The organism is Tepidibacillus decaturensis, assembly GCF_001561915.1.
In the GTDB taxonomy this organism is placed as follows: Bacteria; Bacillota; Bacilli; order Tepidibacillales; family Tepidibacillaceae; genus Tepidibacillus_B; species Tepidibacillus_B infernus.
Genome location: NZ_LSKU01000001.1, coordinates 1,548,516 through 1,562,966 on the forward strand (window position 1 = coordinate 1,548,516; position 14,451 = coordinate 1,562,966).

Here is a 14,451-nt window from a genome sequence, read left to right on the forward strand (position 1 = left end):
CCCTTAAATGACATATGGATAACCTATAATAAGAAACTCATAAATAACGTTGCTATTCCAAAATAAATCATCATCCCCACAATATCGTTAATCGTTGTAATAAATGGTCCTGAAGCAACAGCTGGATCAATCTTTAAACGTTGAATTAAAATGGGAATCGTTGCTCCAGATAAAGTTGATACAACCAAAGTGCAGAATAGGGATAAACCAACGACAAGGCCTAACATCGGATTACCCTGCCAAAAATAGGTGATTAAGGTAATCATCAATCCAGCAACTGTACCAGTAATTAATCCAGTCCCTAGCTCTCTTCTTAACATGTGTAATAGATCCTTTTTCTCCCATTCTCCAATAGATAATCCTCTTACCACGACAGCCAAGGCTTGAGTCCCAGCATTCCCTCCTGTACCACCTATTAACGGAATAAAGACTGCTAGAATCGTTACTTGCTGTAATGTTGCCTGAAAGTGACCAATAATCGTTGCGGTTCCCATTCCAATAAAAAGAAGCATAATTAGCCAAGGTAACCGACGTTTGGCTGACTCGAAAGAATTCGTATCAAAAAGATCATGACCATTTATCGCCGAAAACTTCGAGATGTCTTCTGTCGCCTCTTCACTCATGACATCCATTACATCGTCAACCGTAACAATCCCTACTAAACGTTCTTGTTCGTCGATGACAGGCAATGCCAAAAAATCATACTTCTGAACAATATCGGCAACTTTTTCCTGATCTAGTCCGGCATAAACAGACACAACATGTTCAGACATGATATCTTTAATGAGTGCACTTGAATCTGCGATGATTAAGTCTCTTAATGAACATACCCCAACTAATCGATGCTCCTCATCAACCACATATAAATAATAGACTGTTTCTGCATCTGGGGCTTCTTTTTTCAGTTGCATAATCACCTGTTGAACAGTATAAAATGCTGGAATGGCCACATATTCAGTTGTCATCAAGCCACCAGCTGTATCCTCTGGATAGTTGAGTAAGCTTTTAATCTCCTTTGCTTCTTCAACATTTAATAATTTAAGGTATTGGTCTTGGTTTTCAACTTCCAATTCACCTAAAAAGTCTGCAGCATCATCCACATACATCTGTGCAAGCATCGCAGAAGCATAGGTCGGTTCAAGACGTCCAAAGATGATCTTCTGTTCCTTAATCGGCAAATGCTGAAAGATATCTGCCATCTCTTCTGGAGATAAAAATTGAAAAAGTCTATTTTGATCTTCTTCATTTAATCCTTGAAAAAACTCGGTTTGCTCATAAACGTGCAGATCAAAAAAATCTTTTCGAAATAGCTCTATTTGACCTAATTCAATGAAGCGGACTAATTCTCGGAAAAATTCTTCTTTGTTTGTTTCATCTAAAATAACCATAAAGCTCCCTCCATTCTGTAGAGGGAGCTTATTTATCCAGTTCATCAAGTTGAAATAAAGCTACCCTCTACATCCATATTTAATTTTATACACCTAGGACTCGGGTCACTTTTCAACTTCGTCACCTCAATAAACCCTTCAAAAAAGAAGAGAGTTTATTTTTTTTCAACACTCCTATCATAACGAACAAGCATTTATCTGTAAAGGTAAGATCGATAAGTCATGGGGGATATGAATAGTTTATGGACCATTTATTTAAGAAAGGTTGGGAAGTTAGAGAATACGAAGATCAATTGGTAGTTGAGTAAAAAAAACGGCAGCTGTTTTTATAGCTACCGTTTTTCACTATAATATTTCTTATCAGACTATCATTAATGGACCACAATCGTTTTCCACTTAAACAATCCTTCTAAATCCAATTCATATTTTTTGTCCTTTTTGAGGATAAAAGGATCCCAGTAGATCTGAATACCTTCCTCCTCAAGGACTCGATAATATCCTTCTTCCTTAGGTTTGCCTAGTTGTGCCCCAACGAAGAGAAAGTTGGTACAGCAACCTGTTTGAGGTGCTTCTGCGATGGTAAGAATTCCCCCATTATTCTTAATATACTCTTTTAACCTTTCAGTCAACTCGATTTGAATGTCAAAGACTGGAATAATAGGTTTCATCCGTTTCTCACCTCTCTAAAAGATTTTACTGTTCTCTAATTTTCTAATGAAACTGAATATTGTTTTCTTGTTTTGATAGCCTTAAGCGCAAAGATGATGACGATTGCTGCTGTAATGATTAACCCTACTGGGTATGAAATCGTTGTTGGCAATCCAAATCCTTCTGGCGCTTGTAAGATATAAGTGAAAGATACTGCTGTCATAAAAGTCGCTGGAATCGTTGCAATCCAGTAATTCTTTCCTTCTTGTACTAAGAACATAGCTGCCGCCCATAAAAGGATCATCGCTGTTGTTTGGTTCGCCCAGGAAAAATATCTCCATAAGAAGTTAAAGTCGATTAATGTTAAACTATAACCCACTGCAAATAATGGGAGTGTAATCATTAAGCGTTTACTAATTTTACGTTGACTTAGTTTTAAGAAATCCGCAATGAGAAGACGTGCACCACGGAACGCAGTATCTCCTGAGGTAATTGGTAATACAATGACACCGATAATTGCAAAAGTTCCACCAACTGCCCCTAACATAGAAATAGAGACTTGGCGCACAACTCCTGCTGGTCCACCATATTGTACTAATGCATCTTGTAGTCCATCAACTCCATTGAAAACAGCCATTCCTGCTGCTGCCCAAACCATAGCGATCATGGATTCAGCAATCATCATGCCATAAAATACTTTACGTCCATATTTTTCATTTTGAATGGTACGTGCAATAAGTGGAGATTGAGTAGCATGGAAACCACTAATCGCACCACAAGCAATCGTAATGAAGAGTAATGGCCAAACTGGTAATCCTTTTGGATGTAAGTTGCTTAATGTTAATTCAGGGATATGATAACCTTTAACAAGCAATCCTCCCCCGACACCGATCGCCATAATAATCAATAAAGCACCAAATAATGGATAAATCTTCCCGATAATTTTATCAATCGGTAATAAAGTAGCCAAAATATAGTAAGCGAAAATCAAGGCACTTACAATTCCTAAAGTCATCCAATCAGGTGTTAGTGTGACAATTAAAGAAGCAGGTCCTGTTACGAAAACGACTCCAACTAAGATCAGTAATACTAAAGAGAACACGTTAACAAATTGACGCATACCATTACCAAGATATTTACCAACTAAGTCAGGTAATTGTGCACCATTGTTTCTTACGGATAGCATACCAGAGAAGTAGTCATGAACTGCACCGGCAAAAATCCCACCTAATACAATCCACAAAAAGGCGACTGGACCCCACAATGCCCCTAAAATAGGCCCAAAAATGGGTCCTAATCCTGCAATATTTAATAACTGAATCAAGCTTCCCTTTTTCCAATCAATAGGTACAAAGTCCACACCATCATTACTTACATAGGCAGGTGTTTGCCTATTTTCATTCACACCAAATACTTTCTCAACATATCGCCCATAAAAAATATAACCTAAAATAAGAGCTACAAATGATAATAAGAAAGTAATCATGATACATTTCCCCTCTTTCTCTTATGTTGATTAATTTGCAATCGTTTTCAAATTCAATTTTAATAAAAGAAGGAAAAATTGTGTCTAAATTTTGTCTAAAATGTTCAAATCTTGGTATGAATGGCGATTATTTTGTCCTGTTTGGTATTCGTATTAAAGCTCTAGTGCATCTCTTAGTGGTTTGACAAATTGTCTACTTACAGGAACCTTAGATTGTTGTTGATCTTTCATCGTCAAAGTATATGCACCATTAAACCAAGGAGTCATTTCTTGAATATGGTTTAAATTTACTAAATAGCTGCGATGTACACGAAAAAAGGAAAAGTTCTTCAATTTTTCTTCTAAAACCTGTAACGTGTATTTGGTGGTATAGGTTTCCGCAAATGTTTTGATTAGGACACCCCGACCCTCTCGAAAGGCATATACAATATCATTTGGATCGATTAAAAGCACGCGTTCTTCAAGTTGAACAGCTAATTTTGAAGTATGTTTAGACTGCTGATTGGAACCTTCTCTTAATTGCTCGAGCCATTTAAAAAAAACTTCTTGATTTGGATGATTTAATTTTTCTTTAATCTTTTCAATGGTTTTCATCACACGATCTTCGTCAAAAGGTTTGAGCAAATAGTCGATCGCATTCACTTCAAAAGCATGAATCGCATGTTGATCATAAGCCGTTGCAAAGATAATGAAAGGTTTCTTTTTTAAGTCTAGCAAAGTTCTAGCTACTGTTAATCCATCAACTTTAGGCATCTGAATATCTAAAAATACGATATCTGGATTTAAATTGAAAATTTTCGTTAAGGCCTCTTCTCCATTCTCCGCTTCCCCAACGACCTCTATCTCATCCTCTTGACTCAATAAATATCGTAGCTCATCCCTAGCTAAAGACTCATCATCCACAATCAATACTTTTATGGTCATCGCCTATTCACTCCCATCTTTAACCAATTGGTACCAGGAACCAAATCAATGTTCCTTTTCCTACTTCACTTTCAATATGAAGCCTTGACTCTTCGCCAAACCGTCCAAGTAAACGTTGGTGTACATTATATAATCCTAATCCAGTTCCAGATACAGATTCTACACGTTGGTAAAGCAATTGGTTGATTCGCTCTACTTCCATTCCAATTCCGTTATCTTTTACGGAAATCATGGAATGATTACCCTGTTTTTTTAAAGTTATATCAATCATCCATTCTTGTTGGCTGTTCTTCAAACCATGTTTAATTGCATTTTCTACTAAAGGCTGTAATGTTAATGGGGGCAATAATACATGCTCAACTTTTTTATCAATGTCAAAATTCACCTTTAACCTTTCAGAAAATCTTGCTTGTTCAATATTTAGGTAAGCTTGTGTATGTTCAAGTTCTTGTTTAAAAGTAACGAGTTCATACATTGACGCATTCAAGTTTTGGCGAAAAAAATGTCCTAATTGAATCAGCAATTTACGTGCTAAATCAGGTTGTGTACGAATCAAAGCGACAATTGTATTTAGTGAGTTAAATAAAAAGTGAGGATTTACCTGCGCTTGTAATGCCTTAATCTCGGCATCAGTCACTAACTTGGCTTGTTTTTCTGCTTCAATCACTTCAAGCTGGTGAGAAAGCAATCTCCCTAGACCTAATGCTAATTCCTTATCTACAGGTCGAATTTGCTTAGGGTTAGAGAAGTAAAATTTTAAAATTCCTATTGGTTGATTTGATTTCTTGATTGGGACAATAATGGTTGCCTGTAAAGGACATTTTGGATGTTCACAGCGTATTTCATCGGTTGATTTTGCTACATATATTTTTCCTGTTTGTAAAACTCGTTTGGTTGCCTCCGTTAACAATGAATGACCTGGAATATGATGGTCACTTCCCAAACCCACATGGGATAATATCCGATGTTTATCTGTAATCGAGACAGCTGAAACCCTTGTTGTTTTTAATAATAGCTTTGCAATTTCAGTGGCAGATTCTTCATTCAATCCTTTACGTAGATGTACAAGGGTTTGATCAGCAATATGTAAGACCTTTTGTGCTTGGTTGGCCTCAATCCGGTCTTCTTCATGAATCACACTGTGAATGATCGCAATAAAAATAGCGATACCAATACTATTAGCGATAATCATTGGTAGTCCAATCACTTGTACTAATGCCCATGCTTTATCAAAAGGTTTAGCAAGTAATAGGATGATCAACATTTGTACCGTCTCAGCAACAAAACCTGTCAAAAATGCCATGCTAGTAGAAACGATGCGACGATTGCCAAATTTCTTATAGACCATCCCTGCCATTAAACCCTCCGTAATAGTTGACATGCCACAGGCTAACCCAGTAAAACCACCTAAAAGCATACGGTGAACCGCAGCAATGAGACCAGCCCCTAATCCAACCACTGGTCCTCCTAATAATCCTCCAATCGCAACACCAACTACCCTAGAATTAGCCAATGCTTCGTCAAAATCAATTTGAACGATATCTTTGATCCATAATGTAGAACCATGAGTTTCAGGTTGGATCGCAACTCCAGTATAGGTTCCTACAATGCCAAATAAGCCAAATAAAATCGCTAGCTTAATCTTAGTGATGGTGTCCGATTTATGGTCAATTAATTTGCGAAAAGTGGTTGATCTAGTCAATACAAATGCGATCGTCACAATTAAACCGATTCGTTCAATCATCAGTAGAAGTAACTGGAACATAAAATGATGACCCCTTTAATAGAAATGATTTGTCTTCTTTCATGTTACCATTTCAAAGGGTAAAATAAAAAGCCACTTTTTAAGTGGCTATGATGCTTCATAGATGGAAATAGATTGAACCTTGTCATCTTCAATTTTAAATTTAATAGCAAACCAATAGTCATCAGTGGAGTAAATAAGATCACCTGTTTCCCGCCAATCATAGGAAGGGGGACCGTATTGTTTGATTACCTCATCGACTGAACTTCCAACTTGAATGCCCCGATCTGTCGGTATCAATCCATCATCATTAGTCTCTATCAAATGTACATAGGGTTCTTCTGTTTCTAATAAAGCATGAACAGTAATTCCTTGGTAGACCATAGCAAGGTCATATCCATACATTTCGTCATAACTCATATAGGCCATCATAGGTTGGTCAAAATGGCCAGTCACTTCATCAACAGTTGAACCTAAAATCACCTCTTGGAAGCCTAATTCTGAATAAGTAAGAGGTGAGCCTGGAGTTGGAACCTGCCTATTCAAAATAGTAGGAACAATCCCTCTAGCCGTTAAGTATTTGCTCAATTGAAAATTAATCAACTGATTCCTTTCATCAAATTGTAACTCCAATCGATACCCATTAACATCATCATAAATCCATTCTTCTAGATTCTGCCATTCAATTTGTTTACTTTGGACCAAATTCGGTTTCCCCAATTTTTCTTGAATTTGTTCTTTTGTTAAACCAATACGAAACCCTGGAATGATGATTTCCATAAAATCTTGAGGTTTTTTAAATATCAGTGAAGTTGGAAAAGCCTCTTGTAACGTATTTACTGTCCCAGAAGAAGGATTCTGAGGGTTCTTTGGGGTCTGTGGATTCTCTGGTACCTGTGGCTCGACCAAGTGTTTTTGTGAATCGTTATCAAAAAGATTACAACCTGTTAACAAGAGACTAAGAAGAAGTAACCCTATAATTATTTTTGAAAAACTTTTCATATGAAATCCCGGCCTTCGTAAATAATAAACAAAGCATAGCTTTCTTTTCCAATTAAAATGGGATCCCGCAAAAGTAATCGGATTAAGCTTGAAAGAATTACGTCACTTTTATGGGCTATCAGAAAAATTGAATCTACATTATTAAGACGTAGCAGCTGGGCAAAAAGTTTCATTTATTTTTTTATACTTCAATCTTTTTTATAACATAGATTTTTGAATGCACATCGGCTACAATGTTCAAGATTCTGAGTAAAATCTTCCTGGGCTTGGGATTGGTTGATCTTGTTCATTATTTCTTCTAATTGTTCTTCCCACTCTAATAATCGTGCTTCATCGATTACAATCGACTCAATCTGATTGTGTCGAATAAAATATAAATAGCCGTTTGCGGGTTTTAAGTCTAGATTCTTTTGTATTGCAAGGGCATAAGTGAGAATTTGCGGTTCATAAATCTCTTTGTCTACGTTTTTATCTGTTTTATAGTCAATGATTGAAAAGGTTCCATCCGAATGTATGTCAAGACGGTCTATGGTTCCAAAGATTTTCCCATTCCTTAGTGAAAGGATAAAATCATACTCTGTTAAATAGGAATCAGATGGTTGTTGTCTGAAAAACGGGCTTTGCTGGAAATAATCTACAAACTGATGAACTTCGGTTTGGAAAACTTCCCAATCCGTGTCTACTATATTCTCTACCCTAATCCCTTGCTTAATTAAATTCTTTTGTAAAAGTTTCTGCCAATCACCAATTTGATCAGGTTGGTGAGTAAGAGCTTCTAACAGTTGATGAACAATCGTCCCTTTCAAACTTGGTGTTAATTGTTCAGTCTTTAGTGAGTTAGTACCATTATTTTCATCAGTATTTTCACCAACCATTTCTACATCTTCTTCATTAAAATCGATCTTTTCTTCATTCAACCAATCCAATGTCGAAAACAATGAAAGACGATCCGTAAAATAATAGTATCGTGGGCATTGTTGATAACGTTTAATCGATGATACACTGTACCTTGTATCTTCTGCTGAAACTTGTAATGGTTTGGTGTAATTTAAAACTTTTATTTCCCGATTCGTATTTTTCTTACTAGATTTTACAGCTTCAACTTCATCCATTGAATCAGATTCTTGCAATGTTTCTTGATCATCATAGTGAATAACTTTTATTCTCCCAACTTCTCCATTTTTCAAAGGATAATGCCAAATCGCTTCCCCTAATGAGATCGTTTCATATTTTAAGACAACATCGATCCATTTGCTCCAGGTGTTGGTAGATAAGACCTCACTAACTTCGATTTCTTTTTTCACTTGTTCGACTTTTCCAGATAGAATCAGTTTTTGCTCTGCTCTTGTTGCGGCAACATAGAATACCCGTACAGATTCATCCCGTTCTAACTCTTTTTCTATTTTAGAAAGGTACAACCAACGAATGGGTTCCTCCCATTCTCCCTCTAACAACGGCACTTTACACGAAAGCCCCATTTTCGAATTAAAGCGGATTAATGAATCGTCATTGACTGGTTTTCGTGACAAATCTGGAACAAAAACATAGGGAAACTCTAGCCCTTTTGATTGATGAATGGTCATCAATTTTACAGTGTTTCCTGTCTCCGATTCCACAGCTGCCTCTGTTTCTTCTTGAGATTCCTCGATTAAGCGTTCTATCCGTTGTAAAAATTCATAGACAGAGTAAGGGTTATCTCCCGGGAAATGTTCAGCCTGCCTAATCAGTTTTTCCACGTTTGCAACGGCTTGGACTCCCTGTGGTAAAGCAAACAAAATCGTTTGATAATGTGTCAATTCTAAAATCTTTTTTAATAGTACAGACACTTTCGTTCTTCCTACTTCTTTTTTAAGTAGAGAAACCCAATGAACAAAATGTTCTACTTTTTCTATTTCTGTTTGCGCTAAGTCGTTTATCGCACTACGCCATTGATTAAATGGTTTGTTCCATATATCTTTTGTCAGCAAATGATATAGCGTATCATCAGTGATAGCAACCATTGGTGAACGAAGAATCCCGGCTAAAGCAATTTTATTGGTAGGGTCGATTAGATATTTTAACACATGTAACAGATCATAGATTTCCTGTTTTTGATAAAACCCGCGTCCTCCTACCACATAATAAGGAATATTCTTCTTCAAAAGAGCTTGTTCATATATTTTCACTTGGGACATGGAACGAAATAATATGGTGATCTCTTTCGGTTCTACTCCTCTAGCAACTAACTGTTCGATTCGTTTAGCAATATAGGTGGCTTCTTTTTCCCGTACAGATTGCTCATCATCTGTATCATGATATATAGGAATAAATTCAACCACTTCATCTTCAGCGATTTTTTCCTTCTTCGCAATCGCTTCTTTATAATAATTTGGCGACGTTTCATCACTGGACATGACTTGTTCAAAGAAAAAGTTTACAAACTGAATAATATCTGGATGAGAGCGAAAATTATATTGCAATGGAGCAATTCTTCCTTCCATTGCACTGATTTCCTGTTCCATTTTTTTAAAAACATGGACATCTGCCCCACGGAAACGATAAATCGATTGCTTCGGATCACCAACAACGAATAAACGACCTGGTTGGATGGTTTGTTTATCATCCTTTAAAAGCAATGAGATCAGCCTTTTTTGAACCTGATTATTATCTTGAAATTCATCAATCATTAAATAGGAGATTCTTTTTTTCAGTTTTTCTTTTACCTCTTGATTTTCTTCCAACAAACGAATGGCCTGAAATTGTAAATCATCAAAATCCAAGCTGTTGCGTTTATTTTTTTCACGTCGAAATGCCTCATCTATTTTTTGTAACAAAGGATAAAAGCCTGTCAAATATTCTTTTTCCCATTCATGGTACTCAATCGCTTTTAGCCATTGATTTAACTCTTTGGCCTGATCATTGGCTTTTTTCCTTAAAGCTGAAACCAAACCTTTACCAAACTGACCACTGGTGATTTCGATCATCTGGTTGATCGCTTCTTGAAGGCCTTCTCCAACTTCTTGTGCCAAGACGATTTGTTGTTTTACATTTGGCCATTGTTCCCGATATTCTTTAAAACGTTTATAATTACTATCACTATTAAACAATCCGTCTCCTGCCTCAATCAGTTGGTCAATTCCAGTGATCCATTGGTAGGGAGAAAAACGGAACTGGGCTTCAGTTAATTCTTTAATCTGTGTAAAATCGATCCCCGTGTTTGATATTTGTTCATATACCTTTTGCAATTGTTTAAAAACTCTAGAAAAACCAGCTTTAGAAACCCACTGATAAAAAGGAGATATTCCTTTTTCCTTCTCTTCTTTTAGAAATTTTTTAAATTCCCTTTCAATCGTATCAGCAAGAATCCACTTAGTATCTGTTGCTTCAAGTACTTGGAATTCCGGATCAACCTTCGCTTCTACAGGAAATTCCCGCAATATCTTAGCACAAAAGGAGTGAATGGTAGAGATGGATGCCCGTTCTAACCGTTGAATATTGTTTCGCCAAAGGTTGGCAGCATCTAAATCGCCACTTTCAAAAGCTTGGTCCCTTCTTTCAACCATTCCTTTTCTAACCCGTTCTTTCATTTCCTTTGCTGCTTTTTCAGTAAAGGTGATAGCCACGATTTGTTCAATTATATTTGGAACGTCTGCATATTTTTCAATAATTTTAAGGTATCTTTCTACAAGTACCCTCGTTTTTCCTGAGCCAGCACCTGCAGGAACAATACAATTTAGATGTAACGTATCTACTGCAAATCGTTGTTCATCTGTTAAAGGAAAAGCCACTAGACTCCCTCCTTTAGCCGGATTTTGTTTTTGATGCGTTCTTCATCTTTTCGACAAATATGTTGAAAAGGACAATAGCTTGGACATTCTGTGCTTGGCAATACAGAAAAATCTCCTTGTTCCATTTCAGTGAGCAATTGTTCGATTCTTATTTTCATTTCTTCTACCCACTGTTGCCATTCTTCTTCGTCTATTTTAGAACCAACTCGGTTACTGATTCCTACTTGATCTAAGAAATCATTTTTCCAAATACCACGATTCCGGCTATCCACGATTTCCCCTTTGTCATTCCTTTTCCCTTGGGTATAAAAGGAAGCTCCAATCGCAAGATCTAATGGAAAATGGAATAGAGATTCCAAAACAAATAAGTAAAGTGGAAGTTGTAGATGGATTCCTTGTTTAATTTCTTTGTTTTCCGGAGGTTGACCCGTTTTATAATCATAAATTACAAACTGTCCTTCATCATTTACATCAATACGATCAATTTTGCCCCTTAATACTAACGTTTTCGTTGCTAATTGAATCTCTGCCTTCTCAGTCGTAGAAAGAGGATCAATTTCCTCTTTTCTTAGCATTTCTTCATCAATGGGCATGCCAAAGGAAAACTCAAGGTATTGTGGATAAAGAGTAGATCCGCTTTTTTTTCGCCAAGATTGTTCATGACGAACGATCTGTTTTAGATCTTGTACAACTTTTTGCCAATCTAAATCACTTAATACGGGATGAATGGTTCGCTCATTCTGGTGTAGAAAGACTTGCCATTCTTCTTCAGCTATTTGTAGCAACCATTTTTCATATTCCCCCTGTAACTCGGGCTGAAAGATCTCTCCACCATTTTTACGAAAACGGGAAAAAAAGCGTTGTAATACACGATGAATCAAATCTCCCTTTTCATTTGGGGACATGGATTCCTCTGGTTCTTCCCACTCCGTTAATTTTAAAATATCTTTTGCAAAATAAGCAAAACGACACTGACTTGCTTGATTTAATTGAGATGTACTCCAAACCTTTTTCGTCATCCATTGCTTCATTTCTTCAACATGTTGTGCTTGTTGTAAATTGCCATCATATGAGGAAAATAACAAATCCCGTTCTTTTTCACTGGAAATACCATTTTCTATTTTTCGTATTTTTTCCTCATCTTGTTCTCTAAGCATGTCTTTGATCAGATCATGATTTTCTTTAAACACTTTATTCCATAATTGCTCTTCATGGGCGCAATCCTGAAAATCTCGTGGAACAAGGTCAGACACATCAAGGGTTTTTGTATCATACGTTTCCTCTATGATGCATTCTAAGCATTCTTCAATAAAGAAAGAGCGTAACCATTCTTTTCCTTCCTCATTCTTAGAGGAATAGACAAGGTATAGTTGTTCTGTAGCTGAAGCAATGCTTTGATAAAAATGATACTTTTGTTGATTCTCGTATTCCCTAGAAAGATTTAAATGAATCCCCTGTTTTCTTAACTCATAGCGTTCTTGGTCAGGCATAAGCCAGTCATTCTTGATCGGTCGTGGGAAATCTCCTTCCACCAACCCAAGAATAAACACGATTTTAAATTGTTGTCCGCGTATTTGGTTGGGTTGTAAAATTGAAATACCTTGTTTTTTCCCTTGCGTAAAATCATAATCGCTTTTCTCACATGCCAAAATTAAAGATTGGATCCAGTTCCAAAAATCGACCTGATTCTCCCCATGTTCTCCTTCCATATATTGATCCATCATCGCAAGCTCCTGTTTCACTTCCTGCCACTTTTCGTAAGCCTTTAGATCACGAAATGCCGTTTCCTCTGTAGGATTTGAAAAGAAATATTGCTTAATCTGTTCTTTTATTTGTAATGTTTGCTCTAATCGATTGATAAATTGGATATATTCCTGATTCATCCCCTTTTTGGGTGCAATCTCAGCCAACTTAAAAATTGTTTGCATGACGTCATCATATTTTTTTAATTCGTTTTCTTTTGATTCATATCTCTGTTTATAGGAGATGAATCTTTCATTCCAGCTCTTTTGTGTCATGGGATATCCGCATGAGCGAAAGATTTGTGTAAGTTGGTAAGGATCAATCTCTTGATTCCATTTAAAATAAGGGCTAACCAACATCGACAACCAATCGTTCTTTTGTCCATTCATGGCTTTTAAAAGACTAATGATCGCTTGAACAAAAGGATTTTCTATCAGTCGTTGTCTTTTGGCAAGACGAATCGGAATCCCAGCTTTCTCCATCACTTCATAGATAACCACTTTATACCGTTCCATTTGTGGCACAATGATCGCCATTTCATGTAAAGGAATCGCTTGTCCCAAAGCATGAGATTTGATTTCTGCCGCAACCATTTCGACTTCCCGTTTATTACCAGGAACAGCAAGTAAATGAACGGATTGATGTGCATCGATTTTTTCAGGAAACGGGGAAAAGATTGCTTTTTTGAGATGGTTGATGGTTGGTGAAACTTTGGATTGCATCTCTTGATTTTCCTCAGTGTTTCTCTCTTGTTGAAAACCTAAGTTCGTTAGAAAGTCAATCGTATTTAACGTCCATTGGAATAATTCAGGGCGTTGTTCATCAACCGCTAAATGAACGATGATATCTAAGCCAAGACCCCCTAATTTATCCAACACCTGCATTTGAATGGGTGAAAAATCATAAAACTGGTCTGTCACCACACCCATGTATTCATGTAATGATTCCCCTAATTCTAATTGTCGTAAAAACAAATAATAAGATTCCTCATGGTCAATCAAAGCGTACTTTTGTAATAATTGGTGGTAGGCCTCATAGATCCATGCTAATTCTTTATTTTTTTGTGAATCTTCTTGCCATAAAGCAATCAGCTGATCAGGGGTGACCCCTGCCCGTTTGATTTCACCGATCCACATCTCCACTTGATGAAGCCATCCAGTTTTATTCATTGACTCGTAAAAATGAATGATGCCTTTTTCCCTATGTACTTGTTCAACAGCATGTTTGACCAATAACTCCTGTTCAGAAGGAGTAAGCATCTTAGAGTGTTCACTATTTAAAGCAATTTGTCGCATCATTTGGTCAAAAGTCATCACTTCAATTCCCTTTTGAACATGAGGTTGCTTTATATCTAGCAACATCTCTTTTACTTTAGGAATCAACGATCCACTCGGTACCAGATAGATCCATTTTTTAGTAGATGAAAGGGGTTGAATGGTTTGAAGACCCTTGCCTAAAGGACTAAAATCTTTATGCAACACGATTCGTTTCATAAAAAAACTCCTCACCATGTAAGCTCATTATTATCATGCTAACACATTTTACGATGGTTGGGGAGTACGATACATTCAGGACTTACCCAGTTAATGGGTAGGAATCCCAATTTCCTTGAGAGTCAAACCATTTCATGCTTAGATAGTTTGGCTAATATTTATTAAAAAGCTTGCAAAACGTTGTGAAGTTATGTCAAAAAACACTTGTATTGTGTCTGTGTTTTTTGCACGGACTTCGCAACGGGTATGAAAAAGA

8 protein-coding genes are annotated in these 14,451 nt (G+C 36.7%); all 8 read right to left on the reverse strand.

The annotated features are described in order from the left end of the window. Positions 1-23: 23 nt before the first annotated feature. Entirely contained in the window at positions 24-1,388 is a 1,365-nt protein-coding gene (mgtE, locus tag U473_RS07460; RefSeq protein ID WP_068724917.1) for a magnesium transporter, read from the reverse strand. A 371-nt stretch (positions 1,389-1,759) separates the two neighbouring features. After that, positions 1,760-2,056, reverse strand: a complete 297-nt coding sequence (locus tag U473_RS07465; RefSeq protein ID WP_068724922.1) for a CC/Se motif family (seleno)protein — start codon at positions 2,054-2,056, stop codon at positions 1,760-1,762. 35 nt (positions 2,057-2,091) lie between these two features. Beyond that, positions 2,092-3,522, reverse strand: a complete 1,431-nt coding sequence (locus tag U473_RS07470) for a carbon starvation CstA family protein (RefSeq protein ID WP_068724924.1) — start codon at positions 3,520-3,522, stop codon at positions 2,092-2,094. 153 nt (positions 3,523-3,675) lie between these two features. Beyond that, positions 3,676-4,446: a LytR/AlgR family response regulator transcription factor gene (locus U473_RS07475; protein ID WP_068724926.1), complete on the reverse strand. Its 771-nt coding sequence runs from the start codon at positions 4,444-4,446 to the stop codon at positions 3,676-3,678. Positions 4,447-4,465: 19 nt separating this feature from the next. Continuing rightward, the gene (locus U473_RS07480) at positions 4,466-6,211 is read right to left on the reverse strand and encodes a sensor histidine kinase (protein ID WP_068724932.1); all 1,746 of its coding nucleotides are present in this window, start codon (positions 6,209-6,211) and stop codon (positions 4,466-4,468) included. A gap of 87 nt (positions 6,212-6,298) precedes the next feature. Further along, a complete protein-coding gene (locus U473_RS07485) occupies positions 6,299-7,192 on the reverse strand; it encodes a hypothetical protein (RefSeq protein WP_068724933.1) in 894 nt (297 codons plus the stop codon). Between the two features lie 188 nt (positions 7,193-7,380). Further along, positions 7,381-10,959: a UvrD-helicase domain-containing protein gene (locus U473_RS07490; RefSeq protein ID WP_068724936.1), complete on the reverse strand. Its 3,579-nt coding sequence runs from the start codon at positions 10,957-10,959 to the stop codon at positions 7,381-7,383. Then, positions 10,959-14,195 carry a PD-(D/E)XK nuclease family protein gene (locus tag U473_RS07495; protein WP_068724937.1) on the reverse strand — a complete coding sequence of 1,079 codons (3,237 nt, stop codon included), beginning with the start codon at positions 14,193-14,195 and terminating at the stop codon, positions 10,959-10,961. The genes U473_RS07490 and U473_RS07495 overlap by 1 nt, the downstream gene beginning before the upstream one ends. Between the last annotated feature and the right edge of the window lie 256 nt (positions 14,196-14,451).

Coding starts and splice junctions, on each gene's coding strand:
- mgtE (WP_068724917.1), bottom strand. CDS start 1,388: ATGGTTATTTTAGATGAAACAAACAAAGAAGAATTTTTCCGAGAATTA.
- U473_RS07465 (WP_068724922.1), bottom strand. CDS start 2,056: ATGAAACCTATTATTCCAGTCTTTGACATTCAAATCGAGTTGACTGAA.
- U473_RS07470 (WP_068724924.1), bottom strand. CDS start 3,522: ATGATTACTTTCTTATTATCATTTGTAGCTCTTATTTTAGGTTATATT.
- U473_RS07475 (WP_068724926.1), bottom strand. CDS start 4,446: ATGACCATAAAAGTATTGATTGTGGATGATGAGTCTTTAGCTAGGGAT.
- U473_RS07480 (WP_068724932.1), bottom strand. CDS start 6,211: ATGTTCCAGTTACTTCTACTGATGATTGAACGAATCGGTTTAATTGTG.
- U473_RS07485 (WP_068724933.1), bottom strand. CDS start 7,192: ATGAAAAGTTTTTCAAAAATAATTATAGGGTTACTTCTTCTTAGTCTC.
- U473_RS07495 (WP_068724937.1), bottom strand. CDS start 14,195: ATGAAACGAATCGTGTTGCATAAAGATTTTAGTCCTTTAGGCAAGGGT.